Raw genomic sequence first — 17495 nt, forward strand, 5'->3', positions numbered from 1 at the left:
CCAGCGGGGCGTTGAACACACGTTCGGACGGTTGCGCGTTCAGGACGAAAAGCTCCGGGGATTCACAAAGACAAACCAATCGGTTGTCCGGGGCCATCATGGCAAGCGCTTCTTAATAACCATGACCCAGAGTGGGACGAAGGATCCTTACCGGTCCGTTGACTCTGTCCGCGTGAGAGGTGGTCGCCATGAACAGCTACATCAAGCTCGTGCCTGCGCTTGCCCTTGCCGCCGCCCTGGCCGCGCCCGTCGCGGCCTCGGCCCAGTCGGCGGGTTCGTCGAGCATGGGAACCTATCAGGCCGGCTACGGCGCCTCGCGCTACACCACGGCGCGCCCACAGACGGGGTCGACGAGGGACGCCAACGGCAACCGGCTGATCATCGACGGAATCATCCAGGCCGGCGCCAGCAGCTACTCCAGCGCCAGCGGAGGCGTTTCCTCCAGCTTCTCGGGCGCGGGGGGCAACGGCGCCATCGGCGGCTCGACCGCCATCGGCAACAACCTGAACGTAGTCGTTCAGGGCAACCACAACACCGTCATCGTCAACTCCACCCAGGTCAACAACGGCGCGATCAACGCCGGAACCAGCCTGAACGGCACCCTGAGGCTTCCATGAGCGTTGGCTCCCTTTCCCGCCGGCTGCGAGCCGCGGGCGTAGCCTGTGCGGCCGCGGCGCTGCTCAGCGGCTGTATCTCGGCCTCGGCCGGGCCCAACGGGCAGTATGCCTCGCCGATCGGCGACGCGCCCGTGACGGCCAATCCAACCCCCTACTCCGCCGCGCTCTACTGCATGGCCGACTACGCCCGCCGCTACAGCCTGCCCTCGCCACGCATCGCGGTCGGCCGGATCAGCGACTACACCGGCACGGTTTCGGCCGACGGCGGCCGGCAGGTCACCGGCGGCGCCTCGCTGATGGCCAATACGGCCCTGGCCAAGGCCGGCGCCCATATTGTCGAACGCTATGACACCTCGGTCTCCGAGCTCGAGCTGCGCTACGCCAACAACCGGCTGATCGGCGACGAAGGTCCGGGCGGTCCGGGCGACACCCAGTACCGCCGCATCCTGGCCGGCCAAGTGCCCGGCTCGGACTTCTATATCGTCGGCGGCATCACCGAGGTGAACTACAACATCCGATCCGGCGGCTTCGACATGGCCGCGGGCCAGGCCAGCAGCCAGACGCCGCTGTCGACGGCGTTCGCGGGCAAGGCCTATGTGATGAACATCGCCATCGACCTGCGTCTGGTCCAGACCACGACCATGGAAGTGGTCGACGTAGTCTCCTACCAGAAGCAGATCATCGGCCGCGAAATCTCGGCCGGGGTGTTCGACTTCCTGAACGGCAACGTCTTCGACATTTCGGCGGGCGAAGGCGGGCTGGAGCCGGTGCAGCTGGCCGTCCGCGCCCTGATCGAGCGGGCCACCGTCGAATTCATGGCCAATCTGTACGGCGCGCCCGGCCCCGAAGTCTGCCTGAACGCCGGTCCCGACCCTCTCGGCGGCACCGTAGGCCCGACCGGCGGCTATTACGCCGCCTACCCCAACACGGACACGAACAATGGCGCTACACGTGCGGACCCGTCTCGCTGGCACGATAGCCGCGACGGTGCTGTGCGCGGCAACCGCTACTGAGGCCGCCGCCCAGACACCGCCCCAGGACGGCGCGATCGTCCTGAACGAACAGCTCCAGCTGGGCGATGTCTTCGCCGGCCAGACGCTGAACGTCGTCGACGCCCAGGAACAGGTGACCGTGGAGACCTCGGCCCAGGGCAACTCGGCCTCGGGCGCGGTCGAGAACGGCGCCATCACGGTTCAGTCGAACCAGGACATGCGCGGCGACTCGGTCGCCCGGACCGACGTCATTCTGGGCGGCGACACCTATGGCGAGGTCAATGCGACCAGCCAGGCCGGCGGCAACTATCTGGCTGTCAGCGCCTACAACGCCGATCTGACGGTCGATGCAAACCAGTCCAACACCGGCGATCTGGTCAGCGCCACCACAGAGGTGGGCGACACGGACGCCCGGCTGCACGGCGGCGTGGCGGTCAACGCCTCGGCCATTTCCAACACCACCGCCCTCGCCGGTCAGGCCTCGTTCCTGCAGGGAACCGTCGACCAGTCGTCATCGGCCGTGGTCCGCTCGTTCGGCCGGATCCAGAGCCAGTACATCCCTGCCGCCGGCAGCGTGACCAGCGAGGCCATCGTCAACGCCGTAGCGGTCAACAGCAACGCCACCTCGGGCCAGAACCTGTCGATCACCCAGCGCTCGACCGGCGACTTCGTCGAGGCCGAGGCCAGCTCCAACGCCGGCAACGCCTGGGATCTTGCCGCCCGCGCCCGGGCCAGCGGCAACCAGGCCATCCTCTATAATGAGGGCGGTTCGGTCGTGACCGAGTCGGATCAGAACAACAGCGCCTTCGTGCGCGCCTCGGCCCTGACGACCGCCTATGACTATGGTCAGGCGGAAGCCCAGGCGCGCGGCGTCGCCAATGAGCTGTCGGTCGGAAACAACGACGTCTTCGTCGAGATCGACAACACCCAGTTCAACTCTGGCGGGGTGGATGTCACGGCGACCTTCTCGGGCACGAACGGCTATGACGTCTATGTCGGGGCGGAGGCCGTCGGCAACAGCGTCACCGGCTATGCCTGCTCGGAATGCCAGGCGACTCTGGACGCGACCAACGTCCAGACCAACAACGGCGACGTCTCCGCCGTGGCCAACACCGCCGTCTACGGTTCGGGTCGGGCGGTCATCACCGGCGCGACAGCGGTCGGCAACTCCGCCAACTTCTACGTCTCAAGGCCGTCACATTAATCTTCGGTAACTTGAGCCGGCCCGACCGGTCACCGAAAGGTTGCATGAGGAGCGGCGGCAATCAGCGCGTCGGTCCCTGACCCCTTGTACAGCGCGGCCCGATCCGGGCGCCATCGCGCCCTTCGGAAAGAAACCGAGAATGCGTTCCCCCCGTCGCCTTCTGCTGCTTATCGCGGCTTCCGCCACCGTCCTGATCGCGGCATCGCCCGCCCTGGCGCAGGCGCTGGTGGCGCCGTCCGATCCCTGGGCCCAGGCGGCCAGCGACATTCCCGCCGATTCCAATGTCCGCTTCGGCGTTCTGCCCAATGGCATGCAGTACGCCATCATGCGCAACGCGACGCCCCCCGGACAGGCCTCTTTCCGCCTGCGCATCGACGCCGGCTCGCTGATGGAGAACGAGGACCAGCTGGGTCTGGCCCACTTCATGGAGCACATGGCCTTCAACGGGACCACGAACATCCCCGAGAACGAGCTTCTGCGGATCCTGGAGCGCCGCGGGCTGGCCTTCGGCGCAGACACCAACGCCTACACCGGCTTCGACGAGACGGTTTACATGCTGGAGCTGCCGAACGCCGAAGACGGGACGGTTGACGATTCGCTGCGGATCATGCGCGAACAGATGTCCGAAGCCCTGATGGCCGCGGACGCCGTCGAGGCCGAGCGCAACGTCATTGTCGGCGAAGAGCGGCTGCGTAACTCGCCCGGCCTTCGCAGCATCAAGGCCCAGTTGGGTCTCTTCGCCCCCGGACAGCGCATCTCCAATCGCCTGCCGATCGGCGACCTGGACATCATCCGGACCGCCCCGCGCGAGCGGTTTGTTGAATTCTACCGTGGCTATTACCGCCCCGAGCGCGCGACATTCGTCGCCGTCGGCGACTTCGATGTCGACCGGATGGAAGCGAAGGTCCGGAACGCCTTCGAAAGCTGGCAGGCGACGGGCCCGGCCGGCCCCGAACCCGATCTCGGGGCGGTCGCGCCGCGCGGACCCGAAACCCGCATCCTCGTGGAGCCTGGAATCCAGTCCTCTATCGAGCTGGGTTATATCCGCAATCCGGACCGCGATCCCGACAGCGTGGCCGAGCGCCGCGACAATCTGGTCCGCCGCCTCGGACTCGCCGTTCTGAACCGTCGCCTGGGGGAACTGGCCCGCGCCGACAATCCGCCCTTCATCAGCGCCACCGGCGGTGAGCAGGAAGTGGCGGACAGCTTCGCCTCGGCGTCCGTCTCGGCCAATTTCAATCCGGGCGAATGGAAACGGGCCCTCGAGACGATCGAGCAGGAACAGCGTCGGCTGATCCAGTTCGGAGTGTCGGACGCCGAACTGGAGCGCGAGATCACCGGAACCCGCGCGGCTCTTGAAAACGCCGTCGCCGGCGCCGCCACCCGCCGCACACCCGCGCTCGCGAGCGCGCTGACCGGCGCAGTCAACGGCCGCTTCGTATTCAACACTCCTGAGACCAGCCTCGAACTGTTCAACGCTGCGGTCACGAACCTGACCGCCGCCCAGGTCAATCAGGTCCTGCCGTCGGTGTTCCAGGGCCAGGGGCCGCTGGCCCTGGTCGTCACGCCTGTCAAGATCGAAGGCGGAGAGGCGGCGGTCACCGCCGCGCTGGAAGCCTCGCGCCTGGTTCCTGTGGCGCCGCCGGCCGCCCAGGTCCGGCTTGAATGGCCCTATGCCGAGTTCGGCGCGGCGGGCGCGGTCCAGAGCCGCACCGAACTGGCCGCCGTCGGCGCTACGGTCGTCACCTTCGCCAACGGCGTGCGGCTGACGGTGAAGCCGACGGATTTCCGCGACGAGCAGATTCTTGTCAGCGTCCACACCGGCATCGGGGAACTGGGCCTGCCGACAGATCGCATCGACCCGCAGGGCCTCGCTCCGCTGGTCTTCGCGGCGGGCGGCCTCGGAAAACTGACGGCTGACGAGTTGAGCCGCGTGCTGAACGGCCGCATCTATTCCGCGGGCTTCTCGACCGACAGCGACAGCTACGTTCTGTCGGGCGCCACCCGTCCGCAGGACCTGCCACTGCAAACCCAGGTGCTTGCCGCCTATCTGACCGACCCGGGCCTGCGTCCCGCGCCGTTCCAGCAGATCAAGGCCTTCTTCCCGCAGATCATCGCGCAGCAGATGGCGACGCCGGGCGGCGCTTTCGGGCTGCAGTCCTCCGAACTGCTGGCCAGCGGCGACAAGCGGGAAGCCCTGCCCACGGCGGCCGAGATCGCCGGCTGGACGAACGACGACATGAAGGCCTCGATCACCCGCGGCCTGTCCACCGGACCGATCGATGTCGTCATGGTCGGCGACGTGACCGTCGATGACGCGATCGCCAGCGTGGCCTCGACCTTCGGCGCCCTGCCCCCGCGCGGCCCGGACGCCGCGCCTCCGGCCGGATCCGACCAGCGCCGCTTCCCGGCCGGCACGGTCGAGCCCGTGCGGCTGAACCACAACGGACCGGCGGAACAGGCCCTCGCCTATATCGCCTGGCCGACCACCGATGCGATCGCCGACCGCACCGAGGCCCGCCGCATCAGCATGCTGTCCGCTGTCCTGAACCTGCGGGTTCTTGAGGAAATCCGCGAGCGTCAGGCTCTCGCCTACGGGCCTGGCGTCGGCTCCAGCGCTTCGGACACCTACCCGGGATATGGTTCGCTGGTCATCCGGGCCGAGACGGCGGCCGACAAGCTGGACGCCTTCTATGCCGCGGTGGATGATATCGTCGCCAAGGTGCGCGACGAACCGGTCACGGAAGACGAGTTGAACCGCGCCCGTCTGCCGATCATCGAGTCCCTGCGCCGCAGCCAGGCCAGCAACGAATACTGGCTTGGCCAGCTGAGCCGGGTCGCATCCCACCCCGAGGACATCGAGCAGACCCTGACCCACATCAGCGACCTGGAGGCCGTCACCACGGCCGACATTCAGGCCCTGGCGCGTCAGTACCTGCGTCCGGACACCGCCTGGCGCGCCACGGTCACCTCGACCAACGCCCCGACGGCGCCGGCCCAGTAAACGAAAAATGGCCCCGGTCCTTTCGGATCGGGGCCAGTTTGCTTCTCAGGATGTCGACGGAGTCGACAATGACCGTTCTAGGCGTCCGCGGCTGACCCGCGGCTGAACGCCGGTGTTCATACTGGCGTCAGAAAACCCGCCCGCCGACGCCGCCGTCCAGGGTGATCATCGCCCCCGACACAGCCATGCCGGCCTCCTCGATCACTTCCTCGCGGTATTCGGTGTAGGTCTCCTCGCGGACCCAGGTCACGATCTTCACGCCCGCGCCATAGCGGCGCAGCAGGGATCGTTCGTTGCAGTCGCGCTCGTCGCGCTGGCGCTTGCACTCGATCTGGCCGCCGCGGCCATGCCACAGGGCCTCGCCCTTGCGGCAGTCCATGGTTTCGCCGCTGCCGAAATCGGCATTGCCCTGGTATTCGGCCCAGGTGATCTGCAGCCAGGTGCCCGCCAGGCAGCGATACAACTCACCCTCATAGCTGCCGTCCACCTCGCGGTCCGGCCGGACCTGGGACGCCGGATGCGGCACATTGCGGTCGTCGATGCAGAAGGCCCGGATCACCACCCGCTTTTCCCAGCGCCGGCGGGCCTCATAGGGAACGCGGATGGTCCGGCGCACGCGCGCGCCCTCGACGTTCAGGCCGTTGATGGTGGTGGGATAGGGCTGTTCGACCGTCACATAGGCCGAGCCCCCGCCGCTGACGAAGACGCTGCCGCCGGCGCGTGCGTTCAGACCCGCCCGGGCCGCGGCGCTGGAATTGGCGTTGACGTTCACATTGACGTTCAGGTTTCCACCGCCGCCGCAGCACGGCGGAGGGGGCGGAAGCTCGCAGCACGGAGGCGGCGGAGGGGGCGGCGGAGGCGGCTCGCAGCACGGCGGAGGCGGCGGTTCGCACGGCGGGCCGCACTGCGCCGCAGCCGGGTCGGCGAACGCCATCAGGACCATAAAGCCCCCCAGCGCCAACAGCCAGTTCATGATCCGCACCCGCATGGGCCGACCTCCACGTCAAAACTTGTGCGGTCCCCGCAAGGCGCGGGCCGCTCCAGCCTGCATCAAACGCCAGGAAGCCTTTCATTTCCGTTGCTTTCGGTCCGGCCCATCCCTTGCGGCTGAAGGGGCAGAGGCCACGGCTATGTTTCATCCTGATACGCAGTTTCTGATCGACCACTGGACCGGCCTGTCGCGCCGCGCCGACGCGCGCGCCGGCATTCCCGCCCGTGCCGCCGTGGACCCGGCCGCACTGGGCCTGCGCCTGCCCCGCGTCTTCATGGCCGACCGTCCCGGCGAGGAGGCCGTGGTGCGGCTGGCCGGCGGCTGGATCGAGGCCTTCCACGGCGAACATCTGAAGGATCAGCCGCTGCTGTCCCTGTGGCGGCCTGCCTCGCGGCCCCTGCTGGCCGCCGCCCAGGCCCAGGCCGTGCGCGAAGCCCGCCCGGTCGTGGTGGTGGGTCTGGCCGGTCTGGCCGCGGCCCAGATCGAGATCACCCTTGTCCCCCTGCGCGGGCCTTCGGGCGAGCCTGACCGGATCCTTGGCCTCTACACGCCGGCCGCCACCCTGACGCTGGCGAAGGACGAGTCGCGCCTGCTGACCGCTCGGGTTTCGGTCGGCGTCGGCGAACCGGCCCGCCCACCGCTCAGCCTTGCGGCGGTTCACGGCCGGCGTCTGGCCTGACCTCGGTCAGGTCGCGGACGTACCGCTTCCAGTTCTGGACATAGTGCGCCGCCGAGGCCTTCAGCGCCTCGATCTGTCCCGGCTCCAGCTGACGCACCACCTTGCCCGGCTGGCCCATGACCAGCGAGCCGTCGGGAATGACCTTGCCCTCGGTGATCAGGGTGTTCGCCCCGATGAGGCAGTTCTTCCCGATGACGGCCCGGCCCAGCACCACCGCCCCGATGCCGATCAGGCTATTGTCGCCGATCTCGCAGCTATGGAGCATGACCATATGGCCGACCGTCACCCCGTCGCCGATGGTCAGCGGTTCTCCGGGATCGGAATGCAGCACGCTGCCGTCCTGGATATTGGTGTCCCGGCCGATGGTGATGGGATCGTTGTCGCCCCGCACGACGGCGCCGAACCAGACGCTGGCGCCCGGTTTGAGAATCACGTCTCCTGTGAGGATCGCGTTCGGAGCCACCCAGTATTCGCCCTCAGGCGGAAGCTGCGGTTTCTTGTCAGCCAACGCATAAATCGTCATCAAAACATAACCTTATCTTGAGCGGTTTCTTGGCTTTAAGCCTTCGTAAACCAAGCTAGCATCATTGTGTTGGTGCGATTCGAGGCCGCCATTTCGGCCCCGGATCGGAAGCCGGATCAAGCCCGGTCCGGTCAGACCTCGGGGGACGTGCGTGGTGCGTTCGGTTCGGCGGCTTGCGCCGCTGGGAGTTTCCCGGTCCCGGAAGGGGCCCTCCTCCGACCCGGGCGGATGCGTCGCATCCTCTTCTTCCCTCCCTACCTTCGTTCGAGGCGATGCTTTTACGGCGTCGCCTTTTTTCATGCCCTGGAGGCGTCCATGACCAAGCGTGCAGCCATCAAACGCCAGACCCGCGAGACTTCGCGTGAGCACGGCGTGCTCGATTCCCGCCAGTTCATGGAGGATTCCAAGGTACGCCGCCTGCCGACGCACGCCGGCTGGTCGCCCTACCCGTCCAACGACGACCGGGACCAGGCCTATCTGAAGACGCTGAAGCCCAAGTCCGACGGTCAGGCCGAGCTGATGGCCGCCATCGACCATCACAACATGATCCTGGCGCTCGGGCCCGCGGGCACCGGCAAGACCTATCTGGCCGTCGCCAAGGCCGTCGAGGCGCTGGAAGCCGGCAAGATCGGCCGCATCGTCCTGAGCCGGCCCGCCGTCGAGGCCGGGGAGTCGATCGGCTTCCTGCCGGGCGACATGGAGGACAAGCTGGCCCCCTATCTGCGCCCGCTCTACGACGCCCTGTCGGACCGGCTGAGCATGAAGCGGGTCAAGGCGCTGATGGCCGAGGGGCTGATCGAGATCGCCCCCATCGGCTATATGCGCGGCCGCACGCTGAACAACGCCTTCATCGTCGTCGACGAGGCCCAGAACTGCACCTATGTCCAGCTGAAGATGCTGCTGACGCGTCTGGGCTGGCATTCGACCATGGTGGTGACGGGCGACCCGCAGCAGTCCGACCTTCTGCCGGGCATCTCGGGCCTGTCGGACATCGCCGAGCGCCTGCTGCCCGTGCCGAACATCGCCGTGGTGAAACTGGCCGAACAGGACATCGTCCGGCACCCGCTGGTGGCGAGCATGATCGGCGTCCTCTGACGCCAGTCTGACCGCAGACAGATCAGGCCGTCGCGGGGTTCACCGCGGCGGCCTTTTCCTTGGCCAAGGCCAGTCCCTCGACCGAACCGCTGGCCGGCGGCTTCGGCCGGGCCCCCATCCGGTCGATCAGGGCGAAGACGAACGGGTTCAGCGAGATCGACAGCAGGGCCGCCGCCAGGATCAGGTCGTGCGTCTCCTGCCGCATGCCGCCCAACTGCACGCTGAGGGCGGCGAGGATGAAGGAGAACTCCCCGATCTGGGCCAGCGCCGCCGCGACAGTCAGGCTGGTCGCCTTGTCCAGCCGGAAGGCGGCGGTAATGGCCAGGGCCGCGATCGACTTGCCGACGATGACAATGCCCAGCACGCCCAGAACCGCCAGTGGCTCGCGGACCAGAATGGTCGGGTCGAACAGCATGCCGACCGAGACGAAGAACAGCACGGCGAAGGCGTCGCGCAACGGCAGGGACCGCTCGGCCGCATTGTGGCCCAGCGGCGAGCTGTTCAGCACCAGACCGGCCAGGAAGGCGCCGAGGGCGAAAGAGTGAAACAGGGCCCAGGCGACCCAGGCGATGCCGAGAGCGATGGCCAGAACGCCGAGGGTGAACAACTCCCGGGACCGGGTATGGGCGATGCGGACCAGCACCCAGGGCAGCACCCGGGAGCCGACGACCAGCATCACGCCGGTGAAACCCGCGACCTTGAACAGGGTCCAGCCGATCGACTGCGCCAGTTCCGCCGGGTTCAGGGTCTGGCCGGGCTGGATGACCAGCAGGGGCAGGATCACCAGGGCGATGACGATCACCAGATCCTCGACGATCAGCCAGCCCATGGCCAGGCGGCCCACCGGCCCCTTGACCTGTTTGCGCTCCTCCAGCGCCCGCAGCAGCACGACGGTCGAGGCCACGGACAGGGCGAAACCGGTCAGGGTCGCCTCCAGATCGCTCATCCCCATCAGCCGGCCGAGACCCCAGCCCAGTCCGGTCGCGGCCGCGATCTGAACCAGGGCGCCGGGGATGGCGATCCTGCGCACCTTCATCAGGTCGGCGAGGGAGAAATGCAGCCCGACCCCGAACATCAGCAGGATGACGCCGATCTCGGCCAGCTGCGGCGCCAGTTCAACGTCGGCGACATAGCCGGCAGTGTGGGGCCCCACGATGATGCCGGCGACCAGATAACCGACCAACGGCGACAGCTTCAGCCGATTGGCCAACATGCCGAACACGAACGCCAGCACGAAGCCGCCGACGAGGGTGAGGATCAGGCTGTCGGCATGCGGCATCGGCGCTCCTGAGATGCGAGGGGTCTTTCCTTGGATTGGAGGCTTCACATCTGGGGTCTGGCCCACTGTGAAGCAACCGCTGACGCGCCGGCGCGAACCGGTGACACGATTGCCCCTTCGCGCATGGGCCGCGGACTGCTAACCGAACGGCCTCCACATTTCAGCGGCCCGTATGAAAATCCCACGCCTCGCCGTCACGGCCTTCGCCTTCGCCCTCATTGTCGTCGTCCTCGACCAGTTGACCAAGGCCTGGATCCTGTCCGGCCTCGATCTGCGCGAGATACGTCAGCACCCGGTCCTGCCGCCCATCCTGAACTTCACTTGGGTGGAGAACCGCGGCGTCAGCTTCGGCCTGTTCGGCGACGGCTCGGCCCGCTGGATGCTGAGCCTGTTCTCGATCATCGTCTCCGGCATCCTGGGCTGGTGGGCGCTGCGGGCCGACCGGCGGCTGCTGATCACCGCCATCGGCCTGGTCATGGGCGGCGCGCTGGGCAATGTCATCGACCGCATCCGCTTCGGCTTCGTCGTCGACTTCATCGATTTTTCGGGCACCGGGGTCTTTCCCTGGGTGTTCAACATCGCCGACAGCGCCATCACCGTCGGCGTCATCCTGCTGATTCTGGACAGCCTGCTGTCCGAACGGGCGGCCAAGGTTGGCCTCGCCGCCGAAAAGTCGTAATCAGCCGCATCATTCAAGGCCTACGCGCGCGCCCGCTCCGGCGCTTCGCACCGAGATCAAATACATGCGCCTTCGTACCGTCGCCGTTCTGACCCTCGCCACCTCCATGCTCGCGCTCGGCGCCTGCTCGAGCGTCCGTCAGGGGATCGGCCTGACCAAGATCACGCCCGACGAGTTCCTGACCGTGTCGACCGCCCCGCTGACCGTGCCGCCGGAATACGGCCTGCGTCCCCCCGCGCCGGGCCAGCCGCGCCCGCAGGAACTGGCCCCCGAGTCCGCCGCCCGCCAGATCCTGCTGGGTCAGCGTCAGGCCATCACCCGTTCGCTGGGCGAACAGCAGCTGGTCGCCCAGGCCGGCGGCGATCGCGCCGACCCCCTGGCCCGCTATGTCGTCGACGACGAGTTCGGCGATCTGGCGCACAAGGAAGAGGGCTGGGCCAACCGCCTGCTGTTCTGGCGCCGCGAGGACCCCGCCAGCCAGGCGGCGACCACGACCCAGACCTCGGACGGCGCCGTCACCGTCGACGCCGCCACCGAATATGCGCGTCTGCAGGAACTGACCGGCGGCCGCAACGGCATCGTGATCCAGCAGCGCCGCGACACGGGCTTCAAGCTTCCGGGCCTCTAGGACCCGACCCGACGAAACGGGGCCCGGATGTGAAACCATCCGGGCCTTTTGCTTGTCAGGCCTTCGCCGCCCCGGCCCTGAGCCCGCGCTCGGCCAGGGCCACGATGGCGACGCCGCCCATGGTCAGAGCCGCGCCGGTCAGGATCTGGGCCGTCAGCACATCGCCCATGAAGCCCCAGCCGATCAGGATCGAGACGACCGGCGTGGCCAGCAGATAGGGCGTCACCCGCCCCGCCTCGCGCTTCTGGACCAGCCAGAACACCAGGGTCGTAGCGATCACGGACGAGACCAGGCCCGCCCAGATGACGCAGCCCCAGACCAGCATGTCCGCCTGCTGGATCGCCTGCCACTGCCCCCGCTCGAACATGGCGGAGGCGAGGGCGAGAGCCGGCAGGGCGACCAGCGCCAGAAGCCCCTGCATCTTGAGCGGCGGGATAGAGGTGGTGCGGCGCGCGATGACCGTCGTCATTGCCCAGGCCGCGCTGCCGGCGATGACGACCAGAATGGCCTTCCAGTCCGCCACCGCATGCGCGTCCAGCGTCATCCAGGCCACGCCGAGGAAGGCGACGCCCATGCCGAGCAGGGCGAATTTCGGCAGCCGCTCGCCCAGCAGAAGGAAGGCGAACAGGGCCGTGAACGGCACCCACAGCTGGGCCGCGACGGAGACCGGGCTGACGTCATGCGCCAGCCAGAAGGCGAGATAGATCAGGCCGTAGTGGATCGGTCCGCCCAGCAGGACGATGATCGCCAGGCTCTTCCAGTTCGGGAACGGCGGCCGCACGAACGGGATCAGGCAGGCCGCCGCGATCGCGAACCTCAGCGCGGCGACCAGCAGCGGCGGAAGGGTCAGGGTCGCCTGTTTGGCCGCGGCGTTATTGACGCCCCAGATCACGACCACCGCGAGGATGGCGAGAATCTCGATCAGGGAGAGCGGGCTGTGGGGCTTGTCGGGAGTTGTCACTCCCCGGCTATGGCACAGGTCGGCGCCGCCGGGGCCTCAAAGCGGGTAACGGAGCATTTCGCATGCTCCGTCACCCGCCAGGTCAGGCCCTAGAACGGAATGTCGTCGTTCAGGTCGTAGCTTTCCTTCGGACCGCTCGGCTTGTTGGCGCCGCCGGTCGAGAAGCCCGAGGAGTAGTCGTCGTCGCCGCCGCGCGAGGCCCCGCCGCCGGCGCCGCCGTCACGACCGCCCAGCATGGTCAGCTCGCCGCGGAATTTCTGCAGCACGATTTCGGTCGTGTATTTCTCGACGCCGTTCTGCTCGTATTTGCGAGTCTGCAGGCTGCCCTCGACATAAACGGTCGAGCCCTTCTTCAGATAGTTCTCCGCCACCTTGACGATGTTCTCGTTGAAGATGACGACGCGGTGCCACTCGGTCTTTTCCTTGCGCTCGCCGGTGGCCTTGTCGCGCCACTGTTCCGAGGTGGCCAGCGACAGGTTCGCGACCCGCTCGCCCGAGTTCAGGGTGCGGATCTCCGGGTCCTTGCCCAGATTGCCGACCAGAATGACCTTGTTGACGCTGCCCGCCATCGCCGAGCTCCTTCTTCTTCGTTCGGGTCCGCCGCGCTTCGCGCCGTTCGGACCGGGATTGTCTGTCAGGCCTGACTAGCGCGCTTCCGTGAGCCGGAGGTCAGGTTTGTGGCCATCATCCACAGGCGCGTTTTGTTCCACGTTTGTTCCGCGTCGTCCAGCTCTATGGCGCGGGCGGCGCCGGTTCCGGATTGGCCGAGACCGAAACCGGGGTGCCGTCGATGGCGCGCTGGATGGCGCTGGGGATGGCCAGCCGCCCGTCGCCGGTCCGGGCCAGCAGGATGAAGCGCGACCCTTCCAGCGTCTGCCCGATCCACACCCCGGCGCGGTCGATAAAGATGAACTGCCCCTGGTACGAGCCCACGATCTCGCGGCGGTTGCCGCCCATGCGCAGGAAACGCAGGCGCATCTCCTCAAGGCGGGCGGCGCAGAATTCGATCTGCGGCTGGTTGTCCGCGACCTTGTTGAACTGCGGCGCCTCGCCCTCCGCCTTCAGCTCGACGGCGTAGCAGACGCCCTGATCAAACGGGGCCTCAGTGGTTTTCTCGCAGGCCGCGAGGGCGAGGGCGCCGGCCCCCAAGGTGGCGATCGTCAGATACTTCATCAGCGCAGACCCGGGAACTGGCAGCTCCGGTCCTGCTCGACCAGGGTGCGGAAGCGGTTGTTGTCGGGCGACTGTTCGACCCGGCGCGGCACGAGGCGCAGCGTCGTCTCGCCCCAGCGGCCGTACAGGGCCTCGCCCGGGCGGACGCATGTGCCGGCGTACAGCGCCTGGACGCAGGCGTTCAGGCTCATGTTCGAGGACAGCGAACGCCAGTCCGATCCCGTGTAGCGCAGGCAGGCGCTGCCGGAGGCGGCCTGGGGGGTCGGCTGGGGCTGGGTCGGCTCGTCGGCGGCCACGGGCTGCTCGACGTCGGTCAGTTCGATGGGCGGCAGGCTCGGCGGCGGCGCCAGGGACGCCGTTGGCGCGGCGGCCAGGGCCCCGGTCTCGTCGATCCCCACGTCGAGGGCGTCGGTAGCCAGACCGTTCCGGCGGGCGCAGTCGGACAGGGTCGCCATGCCGATGAACTGGCCGTTGACGAAACAGCGCAGCTCGCGGGTCGTGTTCAGCGCGGGCGCGTCGGCGACATCGACCGTCAGACCGCCCTGTGCGGCCGGCGGCGGACCGTTGTCCCCTCGCCCGCTGCTGAAAACGAGGGCCAGCACGACGGCCGCGACGATCGCCAGGCCGGCGCCGATCGCGATGAGAAGACGATTGTCCTGGGGCATGAAAGGCTCGCGCGGATGGAGCCCCCAATAACTCCGTCGAAGCCCGCGCCGTCAACGGCCTTCGTCGGCGGACCGGTCAGCCGCCGAGGCGGGCGAGCGCGGCCTGATAGTTGGCCAGCTGGTTGGTCAGATAGGCCGGCACGGGCCCATTGGCGGCCGGGGCGGTCGTGGCGGGATCCAGCGCGCGATAGGCGTCCCGCACCGCCTTCATGGCCGCTTGCAGCTTCTCGCCGGCCGTCTTGATCGAGGCGGCGTCCGCAAGGGTCAGGTTGGAAGGAAGCGCCAGGCCGAAGGTCTTGATGACGTCGTCGCCGACGGAGGATCCGATATAGCCGGGCGACAGGCCCAGTCCAGCGAGCGCATCGCGGCCCGTCTCTCCGGCGGTGATGACGCCGCCGGACTTGCCGTCGCGGGCCGTGATCGACAGACGCTGGAAACCGCCGGTAGTGGTCGTCGTTTCGCCGGTCTTGCCCGTCACGGAACCGCCCTCCGACACCACCGAGGCCTTCAGCTTGCCGGCCGAGGCGATCTCGATCTTGCGGGCCAGGGTCGCCAGGGTGTCCTTGGCCTCTATGGTCACGGAAACGGCGCGGCCGCCGTCCGGCGGACTGATGTAGAAGCGGTCGCCGACGCGGACCGAGGTCGCGTCGATCAGCCGTTTGGAATCGCTCTGGTCGATCTCGCCCTTGGGCAGGCCCAGCCGGTCCAGCACGCTGGCGCCGTTGGCGGCCACGGCAAGCGTCAGGGGTTTGGCCTGATCGTTGTCGCCGGACCAGCTCCGCTCATATTCGACCGCACCGCTCAGCGGATCGATGCGGGCCAGATAAGCCCTGGTCGGATCGGTCGTCTTGGCCGCGGGATCGCGGTTCTCGATGCCCGTGATCCAGACCTTGCCGTCATGGACCTTGACGTCGGCGGCCGTGTCGTCGCCCGCGCCGCCATGCCAGGTCAGCCGGTCGCCGGCTCCGGCGGTCAGGTCGCCGGACAGCGTGGCGATGAAGACGTCCTTGCCGCCGGAGTGGGCGGTCGTGGTCGTGCCCGCCGACAGGCCGCTGTCGCGGCTGGTCCCGGTCAGGATCACCTGGCCGCCCGAGACGGCCACGCCGGCGATGTCGCCGCTGATGATCCCCAGATCGCGCGTCGAGGCCAGGGTCGGTACGCCGGCGGCGTCGAGCGTGAACCGGCGCACGACGGCCCGGCCGTCCTCGACCCCGGCGGTGTAGAGATTGGAGCCGTCGATGGTCATGGCGTCGACTGTGTCGTCGCCGGCTGTTCCGAACTGGGCCGCCGCGGTCGTTTTCACCACTATGCCCGCGGTCGGATAGGGCTCGCCGGCCTTGAACGCCTGCACATAGCCGTCCCAGCCGCCGACGGGTGACGCACCGGTGACGGCCGACTTCGCCCGGCCGGCGATATAGACCGTGCCGTCGGCGCCGAAGCTGACCGAGGTCGCCTCATCGGCCGCACGCGCCCCGCGGCGCTGACTCCATTGCTCCTCGCCGTCCTTGTTGAAGACGGTGACGAAACTGTCCGCAACGCCGGCCACCTCGCCCTCCTTGCCGGCGTCTGTCTTCGAGGTATTCAGGGATCCGGTAACCGAGCCCGCGACCGCCACATTGCCGTTGGCGTCGATGGCGATGGCGTAGCCGCTTGCGGTCGAGGCTGCGCCCAGGGTCCGGGTGGAAACCAGACGTCCGGCCGTGTCGTATCGCATCAGGGCCACGTCCTGGACGCCCTTGATCGGCTGGGTGTCGGGGCCGGCCGTAACGTCGGCGACCATCCACAGCGAGCCGTCGGGACCGACGGCGCTGGCCCGGACGTTCTGGACCCCGTCCGGCAAGGCGTTCTGGGACAAACGGCCGTCGACCCACTGGGTCTCGCCGACGCCGCCCGCCGTGGGCGCGGCCGCCGCGCCGCCGTCGCTCTGGAATTTCAGCAGCTGGTTCCCGCCTGCAGTACCTGCGGACTGAACGACATAGACGGCGTCCGAGGTGTCGGCGGCGGTGAAGCCGACTGTCTCGGTCGAACTTCCACGAATCGCGAGGCGCCATTGGTCGGGACCCGCGGGAAGCGTCACCGGCTTGCCGTTGACCTGGACCGTCTTCGGCTCGGCCTTGATCTGATCACGGCCGATCCGCGTCGCGAAGCCGGCGGTCTGCAGCTGGGCGTTGATGAACTCCAGGACGTTGTCCAGCGTCCGGGGGCTGGCCCCCATGCCCGCCAGATCGATCGGGACGGCCGTGGTCAGGGAATCGGTCACGCCGACCGGCACCTTGATGGTGATGTTGAAGCGGACATCGCCCGCGAAGGCGGCGACGGGGGTGCTGACCGCCCCCTCATGGATGGGGCCGGTGATGGAGACGGCGCTGTCGCGGGGCGTGGCGGCGGTCGTCTTGCTGACGGACTTCGTCGCGCCCTGCACCATACGGACGGCGTCGAACTCCGACGAGGAAAGCCACGACCCGATCTCGGCCAGGCCGGCGGTGAAGCGCCTGTTCAGCTGGGTCAGCTCCAACGGAGCGACGCCCTTGGTCGCGGCGCGGTTGGTCAGGGCGTTCAGCGTGTCCAGGCCCTGATAGAGGGCGAACAGTTTGCGATAGTCGGCGGGCGCCGACTTCATGTCCAGCTGGGCCGCGTCCTCGTTGATCAGTTTGCGGCCGGCCAGGGCGGCGCGGACCAGCGCATCCTGCTTGGGAACCACAGCGCTCGAGGACCAGGGCGGCGTAGGCTGCTTCTTCGCGGCCTGCTGCAAGGCCGCGGCCGTCGCCGTCGACGTGGTGTCGATGGCGGAACCGCCGAACAGTCCCAGAAGATAGCTGTTGTTGATCACACGCGGCTCCCGGCCCGCACTGTGAGGCTTTGAGCGTAACGAGGGCTTAACGCGGGGGCTTAACGGCGGCGCGGAACGGCGAGGCTCGGGACTCCGGGGCCGACTCGGGGAACAATGATTGTCGGCGTCCGTTCATCGGGCGCCGGATGAGGAGGACGCCGTGATGACCGCCTTC

General features: G+C 68.1%; 17 protein-coding genes (1 of these 17 running past the window's edge). 8 read left to right on the plus strand and 9 right to left on the minus strand.

Features of this window, described 5'->3' with window-relative positions:
* Positions 1-19, minus strand: the start of a protein-coding gene (locus BrevBR_RS03640) for a rhomboid family intramembrane serine protease (RefSeq protein WP_339999963.1). It extends 632 nt beyond the left edge of the window; only the first 19 of its 651 coding nucleotides appear in the window; its start codon is at positions 17-19; its stop codon lies off the left edge, out of view.
* Positions 20-188: 169 nt separating this feature from the next.
* Between BrevBR_RS03640 and hfaA the strand changes: the two genes are divergently transcribed.
* The 4 genes from hfaA to BrevBR_RS03660 all read left to right on the plus strand — a co-directional run bounded on the left by hfaA (position 189) and on the right by BrevBR_RS03660 (position 5817).
* Complete coding sequence (hfaA, locus tag BrevBR_RS03645; protein WP_332640307.1) at positions 189-617, plus strand: holdfast anchoring protein HfaA; 429 nt, start codon at positions 189-191, stop codon at positions 615-617.
* A complete protein-coding gene (gene hfaB / locus BrevBR_RS03650) occupies positions 614-1630 on the plus strand; it encodes a holdfast anchoring protein HfaB (protein WP_332640308.1) in 1017 nt (338 codons plus the stop codon). The genes hfaA and hfaB overlap by 4 nt, the downstream gene beginning before the upstream one ends.
* Positions 1569-2813 carry a holdfast anchor protein HfaD gene (gene hfaD, locus BrevBR_RS03655; RefSeq protein ID WP_339999964.1) on the plus strand — a complete coding sequence of 415 codons (1245 nt, stop codon included), beginning with the start codon at positions 1569-1571 and terminating at the stop codon, positions 2811-2813. Before hfaB ends, hfaD begins: the two co-directional genes overlap by 62 nt.
* A gap of 139 nt (positions 2814-2952) precedes the next feature.
* Complete coding sequence (locus BrevBR_RS03660; RefSeq protein ID WP_339999965.1) at positions 2953-5817, plus strand: M16 family metallopeptidase; 2865 nt, start codon at positions 2953-2955, stop codon at positions 5815-5817.
* Between the two features lie 127 nt (positions 5818-5944).
* On the opposite strand, the gene BrevBR_RS03665 is transcribed toward BrevBR_RS03660, so the two are convergent.
* Positions 5945-6805, minus strand: a complete 861-nt coding sequence (locus BrevBR_RS03665) for a hypothetical protein (RefSeq protein WP_339999966.1) — start codon at positions 6803-6805, stop codon at positions 5945-5947.
* A 142-nt stretch (positions 6806-6947) separates the two neighbouring features.
* On the opposite strand from BrevBR_RS03665, the gene BrevBR_RS03670 reads away from it, so the two are divergent.
* Entirely contained in the window at positions 6948-7487 is a 540-nt protein-coding gene (locus tag BrevBR_RS03670; RefSeq protein ID WP_339999967.1) for a PAS domain-containing protein, read from the plus strand.
* Here BrevBR_RS03670 and BrevBR_RS03675 read toward each other — a convergent pair.
* Positions 7450-8010, minus strand: coding sequence for a gamma carbonic anhydrase family protein (locus tag BrevBR_RS03675; RefSeq protein WP_332640313.1), 561 nt, complete (start codon positions 8008-8010; stop codon positions 7450-7452). The two genes, BrevBR_RS03670 and BrevBR_RS03675, sit on opposite strands and share 38 nt — an antisense overlap.
* Before the next feature lie 303 nt (positions 8011-8313).
* On the opposite strand from BrevBR_RS03675, the gene BrevBR_RS03680 reads away from it, so the two are divergent.
* Complete coding sequence (locus BrevBR_RS03680; RefSeq protein WP_332640329.1) at positions 8314-9105, plus strand: PhoH family protein; 792 nt, start codon at positions 8314-8316, stop codon at positions 9103-9105.
* A gap of 22 nt (positions 9106-9127) precedes the next feature.
* On the opposite strand, the gene BrevBR_RS03685 is transcribed toward BrevBR_RS03680, so the two are convergent.
* Positions 9128-10384: a cation:proton antiporter domain-containing protein gene (locus BrevBR_RS03685; protein WP_339999968.1), complete on the minus strand. Its 1257-nt coding sequence runs from the start codon at positions 10382-10384 to the stop codon at positions 9128-9130.
* A gap of 172 nt (positions 10385-10556) precedes the next feature.
* Here BrevBR_RS03685 and lspA point away from each other — a divergent pair, with 172 nt between their 5' ends.
* On the plus strand, positions 10557-11063 hold the full coding sequence (gene lspA, locus BrevBR_RS03690; RefSeq protein WP_332640315.1) for a signal peptidase II: 507 nt from the start codon (positions 10557-10559) through the stop codon (positions 11061-11063).
* 64 nt (positions 11064-11127) lie between these two features.
* Positions 11128-11691, plus strand: coding sequence for a DUF3035 domain-containing protein (locus BrevBR_RS03695; protein ID WP_339999969.1), 564 nt, complete (start codon positions 11128-11130; stop codon positions 11689-11691).
* Between the two features lie 55 nt (positions 11692-11746).
* Here the strand turns inward: BrevBR_RS03695 and BrevBR_RS03700 are convergent, their stop codons facing one another.
* The 5 genes from BrevBR_RS03700 to BrevBR_RS03720 form a co-directional block, all read right to left on the minus strand.
* On the minus strand, positions 11747-12652 hold the full coding sequence (locus BrevBR_RS03700) for a DMT family transporter (protein WP_339999970.1): 906 nt from the start codon (positions 12650-12652) through the stop codon (positions 11747-11749).
* Positions 12653-12741: 89 nt separating this feature from the next.
* Positions 12742-13221: a single-stranded DNA-binding protein gene (gene ssb, locus BrevBR_RS03705; RefSeq protein WP_332640318.1), complete on the minus strand. Its 480-nt coding sequence runs from the start codon at positions 13219-13221 to the stop codon at positions 12742-12744.
* Positions 13222-13384: 163 nt separating this feature from the next.
* On the minus strand, positions 13385-13825 hold the full coding sequence (locus tag BrevBR_RS03710; protein ID WP_339999971.1) for a hypothetical protein: 441 nt from the start codon (positions 13823-13825) through the stop codon (positions 13385-13387).
* Positions 13825-14490: a hypothetical protein gene (locus BrevBR_RS03715; protein ID WP_332640320.1), complete on the minus strand. Its 666-nt coding sequence runs from the start codon at positions 14488-14490 to the stop codon at positions 13825-13827. The genes BrevBR_RS03710 and BrevBR_RS03715 overlap by 1 nt, the downstream gene beginning before the upstream one ends.
* Before the next feature lie 76 nt (positions 14491-14566).
* Positions 14567-17320 (minus strand): transcriptional regulator, encoded by a 2754-nt coding sequence (locus BrevBR_RS03720; protein ID WP_339999972.1) that lies wholly within the window; start codon positions 17318-17320, stop codon positions 14567-14569.
* Between the last annotated feature and the right edge of the window lie 175 nt (positions 17321-17495).

Source organism: Brevundimonas sp. BR2-1, from assembly GCF_037626195.1.
Lineage (GTDB): Bacteria > Pseudomonadota > Alphaproteobacteria > Caulobacterales > Caulobacteraceae > Brevundimonas.